Here is a 13,578-nt window from a genome sequence, read left to right as displayed (position 1 = left end):
GCCGGTCTCCCGACCCGGTGGCGGCGACACTGTTCCCAGTCGCTGCCGGCACGGGAAACGGGGTTCGTCATGAGGTTTCGTCTGAGGCGTCGCAAGGCGGCCCCCGAGGTCGTCGAGGCGGCCCCCGTCCTCACGCAGGACGAGCTCTTCGCCGTCGTCCACGAGCGGCTCGCGGCCTTCGTCGGATCCGAGGGCGCCTGGGTCGTCACGCGCCGCAGCCACGACGACCGCGACCCGATCTTCCACGGGATGCTCGCGCGCTCCCTCGCCCACGAGCTCTCCGCCGCCATCCAGGAGGAGCAGCTCCGCGCCGGCGCCGAGCGGACGTCGTCCCCGGTCACCGAGGCGATCCCCGTGATGCGCGCCTCGACTCCCCCGGTGGAGCCGGCCGCCCTCACCTGGGAGCCGAAGCCGATCGCCGTCTGGGCGGAGCCGGCCCCCGCCGACGCCCCCGTCCCGACCCGCTCCTGACCCGAGCGGTCGGCCGGCGGGCTCGCCCTCCGGCCGACCCGACGAGCGACGTCGCCCTTCCCGCTGATCGAGGAGGCGGCGCGGCCGCCGTCTCGAGATCCCCCGCGGCCGCCCCTCCCCCGGCCGCCCGTCAGAGCGTCGGCCAGCTCCCGGGGCCCTCGCTGCCCGCCGGGTACTCGTCGAGCGGCACCCGGTCCGCGTGCCACGCGTCGATCGCGGGCTGCACGATGCGCCAGCACTCCTCGGCGGCGTCCCCGCGGACCGAGAGCGACGGGTCGTCGTCGAGGATCCCCGAGATGACCTCGCCGTACGCCAGCAGCTCGCCCGCGCCGAAGGTCGCCTCCAGCGAGGCGCGCTCGAGCGTGTACGGGTCGCCGGGGCCGTTGATGTTCAGCTCGAGCGACATCTGGTCGGGCGCGAGGAACAGCCGCAGCACGGACGGCGCCTCGGTGCCGACGAAGCCGCGGGGCAGGTGCGGCACCGGCTTGAAGCGGATGACCACTTCGCGCCGCCGCTCCCCGAGCGCCTTGCCGGAGCGGAGGGTGAACGGCACGCCTGCCCAGCGCCAGGTGTCGATCTCGACGACCAGCTCGGCCAGCGTCTCGGTCCGGCGAGCGGGGTCCACGCCCTTCTCGTCCGCGTAGGCGGGCAGCTCGCGTCCGTCGATCGTCCCCGCCGTGTAGCGGGCGCGGCGCGAGCTCGCGGCGGGGTCGTCGCCGTGCAGGCGGGTGGCGCGCAGGACGATCGACTTCGCGTCCCGGAGGTCGGCCGCGTCGAGCGAGGACGGCGGCTCCATCGCGATCACCGCGAGGACCTGCAGCAGGTGGCTCTGGATCATGTCGGTCAGCGCGCCCGCGCCGTCGTAGTAGCTCGCCCGCCCCTCGAGGGCCAGCTGCTCGTCGTAGACGATCTCGACGCTCTCGATGTGCTCGGCCGACCACAGCGGCTCGAGGATCCGGTTGGCGAAGCGCAGGCCGAGCACGTTCATCACGGTCGCGCGGCCGAGGAAGTGGTCGACGCGGTGGATGCGGTCCTCGGGGACCAGCGCGGCGAGGCGCTGGTTGAGGGCGTGCGCGCTCGCCTCGTCGGTCCCGAACGGCTTCTCCAGCGCCAGCACGGTGCCCTCCGGCAGGTCGTGGGCGGCGAGCGCCTCGCAGGCCTTCGCCGCGATCGCCGGCGGGAGGGCGAAGTAGACCGCCACCGGACCGGCGCAGCTCGCGAGCAGTGCGGCGAGCGCCTCCGGATCGGTGACGTCGACCTGCTGGTAGCGCGTGCCGGAGGTGAGCGCGTCCACGCCCTCGCCCTGCGCCTCGACGGTGGCGAAGGAGGCGGTCAGCACCTCGTGCCAGTGCTCCTGGGTCCAGTCCTCGCGTCCCGCGCCGACGAGATGGACCCGCCGGTCGGTCTCGCGGGTCAGCAGCTGGCCGACGGCGGGGAGGAGGAGCCGCGAGGACAGGTCCCCCGTCGCTCCGAGGATGAGCAGGGTCGAGACGGTCTGTGCCATGCGGCTCACCCTACGGCGGCGCTGAAGAGCCCCGCTCCGCCTTGACTGGGAGGCCACAGCCGCACCTGAGAGGATCGCCGCATGGTCTCCCCGATCGAGGACTACGCCGTCCTCTCCGACTGCCGCACGGCCGCTCTCGTCTCCCGCGACGGGGGGATCGACTGGCTGTGCCTGCCGCGCTTCGACTCCGCCTCCGTCTTCGGCGCCCTCCTCGGCGGCGACGACCAGGGGCGCTGGTCGCTCCGGCCGGTGGACGGGGAGGCGACGAGCGAGCGCCACTACCTCGGCGACACGCTCGCGCTGGTCACCCGGTGGACGACGCCCACCGGCGTCGTCGAGGTGGTCGACGTGATGCCGCTGCGCGACGAGCGCGCCGAGCTGGTGCGCCGGGTGCGCGGAGTGTCGGGGACCGTCCGGATGCGGCAGGAGCTGCGCATCCGCTTCGACTACGCCCGCACCATGCCGTGGGTGCGGCAGGAGGGGACGGACGAGGATCCGCTGCTCGTCGCCGTCGCCGGGCCGGACGCGGTCGTGGTGCGCGGAGTGCGGTTGAAGGCCGTCGACCACGCCCACGCGGCGGAGTTCGACGTCGACGCGGACGCGGTCGTCGACCTCTCGATGGCGTGGTTCCCCTCGCACCAGCGGGCGCCGAAGCGCCTCGACGTCGACCGCGCGCTGGAGCGCACGCTCTCCTGGTGGTCCGAGTGGGCGTCGGCGATCGACTACGACGGGCCGCACCGCGACGCCGTCGTCCGCTCGCTGCTGACCCTCCGCGCCCTGACCGACGACGAGACCGGCGGCATCGTCGCGGCGGCGACCACCTCGCTCCCGGAGCAGTTCGGCGGCGCCCGCAACTGGGACTACCGCTACGTCTGGCTCCGCGACGCCTCGCTCACCCTGCAGGCCCTGCTCGCGCACGGGTTCGAGCAGGAGGCGCAGAAGTGGCGGGCCTGGCTGCTCCGCGCGGTCGCGGGCGCGCCGGAGGACGTGCAGATCATGTACGGCCTCGCCGGCGAGCGCGACCTGCCCGAGCGGGAGATGCCGAGCCTGCCCGGCTACGACGGCGCCTCCCCCGTGCGGATCGGGAACGCCGCCGTCGACCAGTACCAGGCGGACGTGATCGGCGAGGTGATGGTCGCTCTGCACGAGGCCCGCGTGGCCGGAGTGGACGAGACGGAGTTCTCCTGGCCGCTCCAGCGCGCGCTCCTGGGCTTCGTCGAGACCAACTGGCAGCGGCCGGACAACGGCATCTGGGAGATCCGGGGCGAGCCGCGGCACTTCACGCACTCGCGGGTCATGATCTGGGCCGCGCTCGATCGGGGCGTCCGCGCCGTGCGCGAGAACGGCCTGCCCGGTCCGGTCGAGACCTGGGAGCGCCTCCGCGACGAGGTGCGCGCCGAGATCGAGGCCCAGGGCTTCGACGCCGAGCGCGGCCACTTCGTGCAGTCCTACGGCTCGCCCGAGGTCGACGCGTCGCTCCTCGTGCTGCCGATGGTCGGCTTCGTCCCCGCCGACGACCCGCGGATGCTGGGCACCGTCGCCGAGCTGGAGCGCGTGCTCCTGCAGGACGGCCTGCTGCACCGCTACCGGACCGAGTCCTCGGTCGACGGCCTCGCCGGCGGCGAGCACCCGTTCCTCGCCTGCTCCTTCTGGCTCGTCCGGCAGTACGCCGACTCCGGCCGGATCGACGACGCGCGGACCCTGATGGACCGGCTCGTCGGGCTCTGCAACGACGTGGGCCTCCTCTCGGAGGAGTACGACGTCGAGGGCCGCCGGCACGCGGGGAACACTCCCCAGGCCCTCTCCCACCTCGCCCTGGTGCAGGCGGCCGACGCGATCGCGGCAGCCCGATGAGGCGCCGCCGCGTCGTTCTCGCGAGCATCGGCGGAGTCCTCGGAGTCGCGGTCCTCGGCTTCCTCACCTGGAGCTCGATCGTCAGCGGCCCCGACGAGGACGCCCTCGCCCGCGTGCGCGCCGATCCGGCGATCGCGGTCGAGCGCACGGACGACGCGCTCGTGATGACGCCGACCTCGACCGGTGAGCTGGCCGGCACGGGCCTGGTCTTCATCCCCGGAGCGAAGGTCGACGCCTCCTCCTACGAGGCGACCCTGGCTCCGCTGGTCGAGGCCGGGGCGACCGTCGTGATCACGCGGCCGATCCTGCACCTGGCCTTCTTCGATCTCCGCTCGCTCGAGACCTTCACCAGCCAGGCCGAGGGCGTCGACCGCTGGCTCGTCGGCGGCCACTCCCTCGGCGGCGTGAAGGCCTGCCAGTGGGCCGAGGACCCGGCGGTGGCGGGCCTTGTGCTGCTCGGCAGCTACTGCGCGAACGACCTCTCGGGCTCCGGGCTCCCCGTCCTCAGTGTCAGCGGATCGGAGGACGGGCTCAGCACGCCGGAGAAGGTCGCCGACGCGAGCGTCCGGCTGCCCTCCTCCGCCGACCTCGTCGAGATCGACGGCGCCAACCACGCCGACTTCGGCTGGTACGGGCCGCAGGCGGGCGACGGCGAGGCGACCATCAGCCACGAGGAGGCGAACGCCCGCATCGCCGAGGCCCTCCTGGGCTTCAGCCGCGAGGTCGGCTGAGTCGCCCGCTCCCGCTTGACCTCGAGCGCACTCGAAGTCGTAGGTTGACGCCATGTCCACCGCCACCGCCGCCCCGGCCGAGCCGGAGGTGCTGTCGATCTCGCAGGTCGCCGCCGTCACCGGTCTCACCGTGCACACCCTGCGCTACTACGAGCGCGCCGGGCTCATGCTCGACCCGGTCGAGCGCGCCTCGTCGCAGCACCGCCGCTACCGGCCGGCCGACCTCGGCTGGGTCGACTTCCTCACCAAGCTCCGCGCGACCGGGATGCCGATCGCGAGGATCCGCGAGTACGCCCGGCTCCTCCGGATCGGGCCCGCCACGGAGCCGGAGCGCCTCGCGCTGCTCCGGACGCACCGCGAGGAGGTCGAGGCGCAGCTCGCCCGGACACACGCCAGCCTCGCCGCGATCGACATCAAGATCGCGGCGTACCAGGAGAGGACCACCCACTGATGAAGACGATCACCCTCGGATCCGACGTCGCCGCTCTCGAGGTCTCGCGCCTCGGTCTCGGCGCGATGGGCATGTCGGCGTTCTACACCGGCGCCGGCACCGACGACGCGGAGTCGATCCGCACCGTGCACCGCGCCCTCGAGCTCGGCGTCACGTTCCTCGACACCGCCGAGATCTACGGCCCGTACACCAACGAGGAGCTGCTCGGCCGCGCGCTGGCAGGCCGCCGCGACGAGGTGGTGCTGGCGAGCAAGTTCGGCATGATCCGCCACCGCGGCGACGGGGGCCGCGGACTCGACGGCTCCCCGGAGAACCTGCGGCTCGCCGTCGAGGGCTCGCTCGCGCGCCTCGGCACCGACCGCATCGACCTCTACTACCAGCACCGCATGGACCCGGGCGTCCCGGTCGAGGAGACCGCCGGGGCCTTCGCGGAGCTGATCCAGGAGGGCAAGCTCCGCGGCTACGGCCTCTCGGAGGCGGCGCCAGCGACGATCCGGCGCGCTCACGCCGTGCACCCGGTCACCGCTGTGCAGTCCGAGTACTCGCTCTGGACCCGCGACCCCGAGGCGGAGGTGCTGCCGGTCCTCCGCGAGCTCGGCATCGGCTTCGTCCCGTACTCGCCGCTGGGCCGCGGCTTCCTCACGGGCAGCATCCGCTCGGTCGCCGAGCTGGGCAGCGACGACTTCCGCCGCGACAACCCCCGCTTCGCCGACGGAGCGCTGGAGGCGAACCTCCGCATCGTGGAGGCCGTCGACCGGGTGGCGGCAGAGGCGGACGCGACCGCCGCGCAGGTGGCGCTCGCCTGGCTGCTCGCCCAGGGCGAGGACATCGCTCCGATCCCGGGCACCAAGCGCGTCTCGCGCATCGAGGAGAACGCGGCCGCGGACGCCCTCGTGCTGACCGCGGAGCAGCTCGACGTCCTCGGCGCGCTCGAGGCCCCCGTCGGCGACCGCTACGCCGACATGAGCTCTGTGAACCGCTGACCGCCCTGCGGGACGCCGCTCGCCGCGCGCACCCCGGGCGCGGCCGTGGGAGCGGCGTCCCGCAGGAGTCAGTCCCGCGGCGGCAGCTCCCGCTTCGGGGTGTCCCGCTTCGGGGTGTCCCGCAGGTCGATGAGACCTGTGAACATCGCCCCCCGCTCGTTCGAGCGCTCGTCGCCCGAGAACAGGTTGTCCGGGGCGGAGGACCCGTGCCGGCGCGGGGTCACGGCGGGAGCGGGCTCCCGCTCCATCTCGACGCGCTGACGCGGCAGGGCGACGGGGTCGTTCTCGTGCAGCCACGAGACGAGCCGCTCGCGCACGTAGCAGCGCAGGTCGAAGAGCGTCGGCGCGTCCTTCGCGGTGACGAGCACCCGGATCCGGACGAAGCCGCCCGTCGCGTCGGTCACCTGCAGGACACTGGTGCGCCGGTCCCAGAGGTCCGTCTCCTCGAGCATGCGGTGCAGCTCGTCGCGCATCTGCTCGGGGCTCACCCGCCAGTCCAGGTCGAGCTCGACGGCGCCGAGCAGCTCGGACCCGGTGCGGGTCCAGTTCTGGAACGGCTGGGTCGTGAAGTAGTTCGTGGGCAGCACCAGGCGGCGGTCGTCCCAGAGGTGGACGACGACGTAGGTCAGCGTGATCTCCTCGATCCGCCCCCACTCGGTCTCGACGATCACCACGTCGTCCAGGCGGATGGCGTCACTGAAGGCGAGCTGCATCCCGGCGAAGATGTTCGTGAGGCTCGACTGCGCGGCCAGGCCCGCCACGATCGAGAGCACGCCGGCCGAGGCCAGGAGGCTCGCACCGGCCGTGCGGGCCTCGGGGAAGGTCAGCAGCGAGGCGCCGATCGCGATGACCACGACGGCCGCCACGGCGACCCTCCGGATGATCGTCATCTGCGTGCGGAGGCGGCGTGCCCGGCGGTTGTCGGCCGTGTCGGTCCGGTAGCGCTCGGCGCCCAGGTCCTCGAGGAACACGAACAGGGATCCGATCACCCACGCCGCCGCGCCGATCGTGGCGATCTGGAACACCCGCTGCACGAGACCCGGCCAGGGGTCGCCCGACACGGTGGCGGCGAGCGCGGCCCAGACCGCGATGGTCATCAGAAGCACGCGGAACGGGATGCGCAGACGCCGGATCAGCAGGCGCGCCCAGGTCTTGCGCTTGCCGACCGAGCGCAGCACGAGGGCGACGACGGCGGTCGCGACCACGGCGATCACGACCGCGATCACCACGGCGAGCGCGATCGAGCCGATCACGGGGAGGACGTCTTCGGGCACATCGGTCCTTTCTGGAGGGGAAACGGAAGCGAACGGAGATCCTGCCACGCGAACGGGGGTCGGTCCGCATTCTGCGCCGGACACCGTGCGGATGCTCAGGCGCCTGTTAGCGTCGGCGGACGGAGACGTCGACCTCGCCTGGAGCACCGTCGCCCGGGCCTTCACGCGGACGGGCATCACCCTGAGCCTGACCGCCGCCGCCGCCGATCAGGCCCGGGCCTCGGACGCGCTCGACATCGGGATCGGCTCCACGAGCGTCGGCTTCCGCGGAGTCCTGCCGCCTTTCGACCCGTCGACCGCCGCACCCTCCAGCGAGTGAGCACGGGCCGGCGCTCCCCCTGCGGGCGCTCGGAGGAGGTCGGGAACGGACACGGACCGGGAACGACGAAGCCCCGCACCTCACGAGGAGGTGCGGGGCTGGTGGTGCACCCCCTCGGACTTGAACCGAGAACCCACTGATTGATTGGAAGGGTCCGCCCGTGTCCACAATCGTCCGCCGTTCCGCGGCATTCCGCAAACCGACGACCGATCGCCGCCGTCTCACCGGAGCGTCGTTGCCGTCAGCGTTGCCGTCAATCGGACGTGTTCAGGAGTCCCTGAGCAGAGCCGCCCCGCGTGGCCCCCTCCTCATCTGTCCCCCTCAGTTCGACGGCGTCCGCTGCCGTCCACAGACAGAAAGAGGCCCCAACATGGATCCTCTCCTTCTCAGCCCCGCCGACGCGGCGCGAGTCCTCGGGCTCGGCCGATCCACGCTCTACGAGCTCCTCGCCAGTGGCGCCATCCCCTCCGTGAAGATCGGGGCAGCCCGGCGTGTCCGCTCCTCCGACCTCCGCCTCTACGTCGCCGGGCTGGCCCACAGTGGCTAGGCGGGCGAACGGCGAGGAGACCGTCTACCGGCGCACCGACGGGCGCTGGGAAGCGTCGTTCAGCTACACCGACCCCCAGTCGGGCAAGCCGCGGCGGGCGAGCTCCTACGGAAGGACCCGCGCCGCCGCGCTCGAGGCGCGAACGGCGAAGCAAGCACGCCTCGCCGCGGGGCAACCAATGCGAGACGCACCGTCGCTCCTCGGCGCGTACACGGAAGAATGGATTGACTCGACGCTCCGCGCCTCGGATCGGAAGCTCTCGACCCGCGAGACCTACGCTGCAGTCGCCCGTACTTGGATCGTGCGAGGCCCGCTCTCCGGGATCCCCCTCGCGCGCCTCACCGCTCGGGACGTCGAGCGCTGGCTCGTCCACATGGACGACCACGGCCGATCGGCTTCCTCGATGCGCCAGACGTACTCGATTCTGCGCTCGGTCCTCGACACCGCCGTTCGCGACGGGCTACTCGCCGCGAACGTCGCCGCGCTCGTGAAGCGCCCCGCGGCTAGGCGCTACGAGGCACGCGCGCTGACCACGCCGGAGGCGACGGCGCTACTCGACGCGGGCGACTCCGGCCGCTACGGGGACCTGTTCCGTCTGATCGCCTACACGGGGATGCGCCGCGGCGAAGCGCTGGCGCTTCGCTGGGAGGACGTCGACGCCCTCGAGGACGTCCTCTTCGTCCGCGGGACGCTCTCGCGAGCGGGCGGACAACTGATCCGGACCGAGCCGAAGACGGCGCGCTCCCGCCGTCGTATACCGCTCTCCGCGCCCGCCCGTGCCGCCCTCCGGGCCCAGCGAGTGCGTCAGGCTGGTGATCGCGCCGCCTTCGGTGACGCCTGGAAGGATCACGGCCTGGTGTTCGCCGCAGAGCTAGGCGGGCCGGCGGAGCCGGGGAACGTCTCTCGAGCGTTCCGGACGGCAGCCGCGAAGTCCGGGTTCGACGGCTCCGTAGGGCTACACGCGCTCCGGCACTCCGCGGCGACCCTGATGCTCATCGCGGGCGTCCCACTGACGGAGGTCTCGCGCGTGCTGGGTCACTCGTCGATCGCAATCACGGCGGACGTGTACGGGCATCCGACAGCCGAGAGTCAGCGCGTCGCCGTGGACGCGCTGGCGGGGGCGTACAGCGTGTAAACGCCGCCGCCGACGCCGGGGCGGAAGCCGCCGGAGCGGGGATAGATGAAGCGAGCCGTTACGGAGGTGGTTCTGTCCTTCTTGCTCATTGCTCATCTAGTCGTCGTCGTCTCAAGCACAGAAGACGGCAAGCCCCAGAAGCACCACCGTAACGCCTTCCTACATTCCTTCCCCCGAAAGGTTCACCTCCCCATGCCCGATCCGCACGCCGCCCTCGCCAGTATCCGCGAGGGGTCTCGCCTCCCCGCCCGCGATCCCCGCCACCCGCGCCGCTGCCGCCTCGACTCCGACGGCGCGGGCCTCAGCCTCGAGCTACCAAGCCCCGTCGTCTTCGCTGAGGTCCTCGTCCGCGCGAAGCTCGCGGAGACCTACGACCTGTTCCGGACGAGCGCCGCCGTTGTCCGACGGCCCCGCGGCAGCCAGAGCAACCCCGAGCCCATCCCGACCGCGGTACTCGCAGACGAGGTGGACCGGCTTCTCCTCGCGCTCCCCGATATCCCCTCCGCCTCTCGTCCGTACCAGGACCTCCGTCTCCTGGCCGAGGCGGGCTCCGAGGCATCACGTCGCCTGTACTCGGCCGAGGCGGCTCGCGCGCTTCGCAGACACGACGTGTTGCCGAACTGGGCGCCACCCGCGAAGCCCCGCGAACCGCGCGCCTCGCGCAGCGCAGCAGAGCGTATGACGAGCTTCCGAGCGCGGAGAGCGCACCTCGAGCGCACGTCCGCGTCTTGGTGGGTCCGAGGATCGTTGGAAACTACCGAGGATCCACTTCCCGACGTCATCGGCGCGGCAGAGCTCTACGAAATGGCAGCGCAGGTCCTCGGCGAACTTGTGCTGAGCGAGGAGGTCCTACATGAGCTCCCTGGAGAGCCGGTGGCGTGCGTGCCCGGGCCTCGGCAGTTCTACGCCGCTGCCGACGAATTGCTCGGCCCCCGGAAGCGGACCGCCTCTGGCTACGTCTACCGGGTGCGCCACTGACTGAGCCTGCGCCGCCAGTCTGAGCCGCGATGCCCCTCCTGGCCCCCTCCTCATCTGAACCAGACGGATCCGCCGTCGGCCGAAAGAAGGACCGCCAGCCCATGCCAGCGCCACTCCCCCTCCCCGCCTTCCTCCGCGCCTTCACCGAGGAGGCCCTCGTCCTCGCGCGACTCCTCGCGACGATCGAGGACGCGCAGTGGCAGCCCGCCCCAGCCCTGCAGCCCCGCGACGACTCCGGTATCCGCGCCTCCGGCGGGCAAGGCGACCCGACCGGCGAGATAGCCGTCGACGCTCGACGTCTCGCCGTCCGGGCTGCCGTCGTCGACGCGGAGGTGACCCTCCGCTCCTCCCTCGGCGAGCTCCGGCGATGCGTCGGCACCCTCGACGGCGCGATCGGTCGTTGGACCGGCGAAGGCCCCGCCACCCGCGCCGCCGCATGAGCGCCGAGAGACTCATCCGAGCCGCGGCGAGCGCTCACGACGACGACGGCGGCGTCCTCGCGGACGGGGCGCTCCGGCTCCTCGAGCGGCTGACGGCGAGCAGCGGGAAGACGTGCGCGAAGTGTGGCGTCCGCCGGCCGCTCTCGTCTTTCGGCCGGGATGCCCGCGAGGCGGTCGGCCTGTCTCGCCTCTGTCGGCGCTGCATCGCTTTCCGTGACGCTGCCCGGCTGGCGGCTCACTCGTCGGCGGGGGCCGTGTAAACGGTTTCTCTTCGTTCCCGTGGCCCCCTCCTCAAGCAGAGGGAAGTCCGCGCCGTACGGGCTTCCCTCCCCCTTTTTTTGCCCACAAGCGTTACGTAACGGAGGCCACGCGATGCGTTGCCCAGAATGCTCCGCCGCACTCACAGGTCGCCGGGTCACGTGCTCGGACCGCTGCCGGGTGAAGCGCCAACGCGCCGCACAGCGCGAGCGGCTCGGCGCTGCCCTCGGCTACCTCGACGCGGCAGCCGCCGACCCCGCGTCCGCCGCGGCCCTCGCCCGCCGCGCACGAGCGGCCCTCGCCGCGTGACGGTCGCCCAGGACGGCCGCGTCGAGATTTCCGGAACCGTCTACCTCCCCAGCGTCCAAGCCGACGGCAATCCGTCGGACAAGTGGATCCCCTTCTTCGACGTCGACGACCTCGTCGCCGTCGACTGACCTCGCCCTCGCGGCGATGAAAGGCACTGCCCGATGATCCTCACCCCCGCCCTTGCCGCTGAGCGCTACGCCGACTGGGTCGTCGACCTGATCCCCGGCGCTCGCGGGCTCCACGATGCCTACCTCGAGACGCTGCCGGAGGTGGAGACCGCTCGGGTAAAGGTCGGAGACACCATCCGCTCAGCGAATGCGCTCCGCGGGACGGACGTGCACCCGTACGACCTCGACGAGGCCAACCGGCAGAAGCTCGCCGCTCAGCGCGACCACGATCGCGCTACCCGCACGGCAGACAGAGCGCTCGCCGCGTTCAAGGCAGCGGTGGACGGTGGTCGTGGATCACAGTCTCTTCGCAAGGAGGCCGCGCGACGCGCGCTCGCGACCCGTGCGCGGGCGATCGCCGCTCTGAGCGAGTTGGAAGCAACGGTCGACATGGTCGACCTCTACTGGCAGATGTCAGGCAGCCCGGGGCGATCCTGGCACGCGACCGCTACAAGCGAGAGCGAAAGCGACTACACGCGAGCGCTAGCGATGTTCAAGAGCCGCCTCTCTGGTCTCGACGTGGCGCCAATCACCGCCGTAGGTGAGGGCGAAGACGTACCTCACGAGCTTCACGGAGAGGCTCTGCGCCGTTCGCTCCAGAGGACCTCAGCGTCGGTCGTTCGCTCGTGAGCCACCCACTGGAAGCCCTCGTCGCAGGCGTCACCCGCGAATACACCCCGCCCGCCACCCTCGCTGACGCCTCGCCCGCGCAACGTCGGCACTACGAGCACGTCGCCGCCCGTCGCGGCCTCACCCCCGAGCAGATCCTCGGCGAGTACCGCGCCGCGCACGCGCACCAGCTTGCCGAGCTCAGCGCTCACGATGCCGCGGACGCCATCACGGCGACCGTACGAAGGAGCTAGCGAATGCCCTCGCAGTCGATCAGCTACCGACTGGAGCGCCGCCTCCAGGGCCTCCGGCGCTTCACAGACGGAGACGCCGTGCTCCGCACCCCCGGCCGGCTCCGCTCGCCCTACGGCGAGACCGAGTGGCTTGCCCTGGGCAATGAGGCGCGGCGCGCTCACCTGTCTGAGCGGCTCACGGAGGAACTACTCGCGGAGACCGCGACGTCGTCGCTCCCCGCTGCCGCCTCGGCGCCGGTCGAGCCGAATGCCGTCTCGCCTGCCGCGGTAGAGAAGCCAACCGCTGACACCCGACCCGAGTACGTCGCGGGGCGCAGCTACCTGCCCTGCTCAGACGGGTGCGGCAAGTTCTACCGGGCGCGACCCGACCGGCCCGGCTTCCGCTACTGCCCGCGCAAGAAGTAACGATGTACGGCCCCGACGGGGTGCCCCTCACCGGCGACGCTCTCCGCGCTTCGATCGAGGCGCGGGAGCTCGCTGCCGTGCTCGGCTTAAACCGAAGCGGACCTGAACTGGCGAGCGAACTAGTCGTGTACCCAGTACTGACCTGACGGTTCCACCCGATGGAACCCGGCTTGCTCAAGCGCCATGCGAGCTTCGAAACGCGACAGCCCCGTGACGCCAGCGATGTTGTCGAGGTGCTGGGAGTAGTCCTGTCGAAGCCAGTCGCGCGCCTCGTCCGGTAGCTCACCCGTTCGTTGGAAGATCGCGAGCTCATCAACCGGCACGCCGTGACTGTGGCGGACGAGTCGACGGAACAGCTGTGGGAGTCGAAGCGTCTCCACCAGTCCGACGTAACCGAGCACTTCGAGAAGGGCGGCGCCGCCCTCCAGGATGACGCCGTAGAAGCCGTCTCCGCCGCGGTTGCCCCCAAGCTTTATCTCCAGCCTGGACGCCTCGTTTTCGCTTAGCGTCGCGGAGAGCGCCTCGAGATCGGACAGCATGAACGCGTCGTCGATCGCGATCATATGCGGCAGCCAGCCGTCTTCCGCGGTTACGTCGTGTATGTCGAGTTCGAAGTGCCACTCAATCATGTCGACGGTGTCGGACCACAGAGGGCGGTCAACGAGTTCGCGATGCGCGCGCTGCACTAAGTCGATCAGCCGATGAGTACCGGCACCTTCAACTGCAACTTGTACGGCGGGTTTTCCGTCCAGCGACGACCAGATAAGCACATCACGATTATCTCGGCCGGTCAGAGGTTTCGACTAGCTCACCGGTGCCAGCTGAGGCAGCGACGGCCTAGCCCATCCGCAGGACCGCCGATCGACCCCGGGGGTACCCCTCCCCCCAC

The 13,578-nt window shown here is 71.7% G+C and carries 18 protein-coding genes; 15 read left to right on the top strand and 3 right to left on the bottom strand.

The window, feature by feature from the left end; all coding sequences use genetic code 11:
- Positions 1-69: 69 nt before the first annotated feature.
- The gene (locus C5C46_RS07470) at positions 70-471 is read left to right on the top strand and encodes a hypothetical protein (RefSeq protein ID WP_104226241.1); all 402 of its coding nucleotides are present in this window, start codon (positions 70-72) and stop codon (positions 469-471) included.
- 130 nt (positions 472-601) lie between these two features.
- Here the strand turns inward: C5C46_RS07470 and C5C46_RS07465 are convergent, their stop codons facing one another.
- Positions 602-1,975, bottom strand: a complete 1,374-nt coding sequence (locus tag C5C46_RS07465; protein ID WP_181065465.1) for a glucose-6-phosphate dehydrogenase — start codon at positions 1,973-1,975, stop codon at positions 602-604.
- A gap of 81 nt (positions 1,976-2,056) precedes the next feature.
- Here C5C46_RS07465 and C5C46_RS07460 point away from each other — a divergent pair, with 81 nt between their 5' ends.
- Genes C5C46_RS07460 through C5C46_RS07445 form a run of 4 tightly spaced genes read left to right on the top strand, consistent with a single transcriptional unit; the run spans position 2,057 to position 5,994 of the window.
- A complete protein-coding gene (locus C5C46_RS07460; protein WP_104223549.1) occupies positions 2,057-3,829 on the top strand; it encodes a glycoside hydrolase family 15 protein in 1,773 nt (590 codons plus the stop codon).
- Entirely contained in the window at positions 3,826-4,560 is a 735-nt protein-coding gene (locus tag C5C46_RS07455; protein ID WP_104226240.1) for an alpha/beta hydrolase, read from the top strand. The genes C5C46_RS07460 and C5C46_RS07455 overlap by 4 nt, the downstream gene beginning before the upstream one ends.
- A gap of 52 nt (positions 4,561-4,612) precedes the next feature.
- A complete protein-coding gene (locus tag C5C46_RS07450) occupies positions 4,613-5,011 on the top strand; it encodes a MerR family transcriptional regulator (RefSeq protein WP_104226239.1) in 399 nt (132 codons plus the stop codon).
- Positions 5,011-5,994, top strand: a complete 984-nt coding sequence (locus tag C5C46_RS07445; protein ID WP_104226238.1) for an aldo/keto reductase — start codon at positions 5,011-5,013, stop codon at positions 5,992-5,994. Before C5C46_RS07450 ends, C5C46_RS07445 begins: the two co-directional genes overlap by 1 nt.
- A 68-nt stretch (positions 5,995-6,062) precedes the next feature.
- On the opposite strand, the gene C5C46_RS07440 is transcribed toward C5C46_RS07445, so the two are convergent.
- Positions 6,063-7,268, bottom strand: coding sequence for a mechanosensitive ion channel family protein (locus tag C5C46_RS07440; RefSeq protein WP_258059390.1), 1,206 nt, complete (start codon positions 7,266-7,268; stop codon positions 6,063-6,065).
- 91 nt (positions 7,269-7,359) lie between these two features.
- Here C5C46_RS07440 and C5C46_RS16835 point away from each other — a divergent pair, with 91 nt between their 5' ends.
- From C5C46_RS16835 to C5C46_RS07400, 10 genes are all read left to right on the top strand, one after another.
- Positions 7,360-7,587, top strand: a complete 228-nt coding sequence (locus C5C46_RS16835; protein WP_181133877.1) for a hypothetical protein — start codon at positions 7,360-7,362, stop codon at positions 7,585-7,587.
- Positions 7,588-7,957: 370 nt separating this feature from the next.
- On the top strand, positions 7,958-8,134 hold the full coding sequence (locus C5C46_RS07435; protein ID WP_104226236.1) for a helix-turn-helix domain-containing protein: 177 nt from the start codon (positions 7,958-7,960) through the stop codon (positions 8,132-8,134).
- A gap of 178 nt (positions 8,135-8,312) precedes the next feature.
- Entirely contained in the window at positions 8,313-9,269 is a 957-nt protein-coding gene (locus tag C5C46_RS07430) for a site-specific integrase (RefSeq protein WP_146078950.1), read from the top strand.
- Positions 9,270-9,314: 45 nt separating this feature from the next.
- Positions 9,315-10,247 (top strand): hypothetical protein, encoded by a 933-nt coding sequence (locus tag C5C46_RS07425; protein ID WP_104226234.1) that lies wholly within the window; start codon positions 9,315-9,317, stop codon positions 10,245-10,247.
- Between the two features lie 101 nt (positions 10,248-10,348).
- The gene (locus C5C46_RS07420) at positions 10,349-10,687 is read left to right on the top strand and encodes a hypothetical protein (RefSeq protein WP_104226233.1); all 339 of its coding nucleotides are present in this window, start codon (positions 10,349-10,351) and stop codon (positions 10,685-10,687) included.
- A 438-nt stretch (positions 10,688-11,125) separates the two neighbouring features.
- On the top strand, positions 11,126-11,254 hold the full coding sequence (locus tag C5C46_RS17235; RefSeq protein WP_258059389.1) for a hypothetical protein: 129 nt from the start codon (positions 11,126-11,128) through the stop codon (positions 11,252-11,254).
- Complete coding sequence (locus C5C46_RS17230) at positions 11,251-11,382, top strand: hypothetical protein (protein ID WP_258059388.1); 132 nt, start codon at positions 11,251-11,253, stop codon at positions 11,380-11,382. The genes C5C46_RS17235 and C5C46_RS17230 overlap by 4 nt, the downstream gene beginning before the upstream one ends.
- A gap of 33 nt (positions 11,383-11,415) precedes the next feature.
- Positions 11,416-12,051: a hypothetical protein gene (locus C5C46_RS07410; RefSeq protein ID WP_104226231.1), complete on the top strand. Its 636-nt coding sequence runs from the start codon at positions 11,416-11,418 to the stop codon at positions 12,049-12,051.
- The gene (locus tag C5C46_RS07405) at positions 12,048-12,284 is read left to right on the top strand and encodes a hypothetical protein (RefSeq protein WP_104226230.1); all 237 of its coding nucleotides are present in this window, start codon (positions 12,048-12,050) and stop codon (positions 12,282-12,284) included. Before C5C46_RS07410 ends, C5C46_RS07405 begins: the two co-directional genes overlap by 4 nt.
- 3 nt (positions 12,285-12,287) lie before the next feature.
- Positions 12,288-12,689, top strand: coding sequence for a hypothetical protein (locus tag C5C46_RS07400; protein ID WP_104226229.1), 402 nt, complete (start codon positions 12,288-12,290; stop codon positions 12,687-12,689).
- 119 nt (positions 12,690-12,808) lie between these two features.
- On the opposite strand, the gene C5C46_RS07395 is transcribed toward C5C46_RS07400, so the two are convergent.
- Entirely contained in the window at positions 12,809-13,459 is a 651-nt protein-coding gene (locus C5C46_RS07395) for a hypothetical protein (protein ID WP_146078949.1), read from the bottom strand.
- Positions 13,460-13,578 lie beyond the last annotated feature (119 nt).

It is taken from the genome of Rathayibacter sp. AY1E6 (genome assembly GCF_002931115.1).
GTDB lineage: Bacteria > Actinomycetota > Actinomycetes > Actinomycetales > Microbacteriaceae > Rathayibacter.
This window is presented reverse-complemented; position numbering and strand designations above follow the sequence as displayed.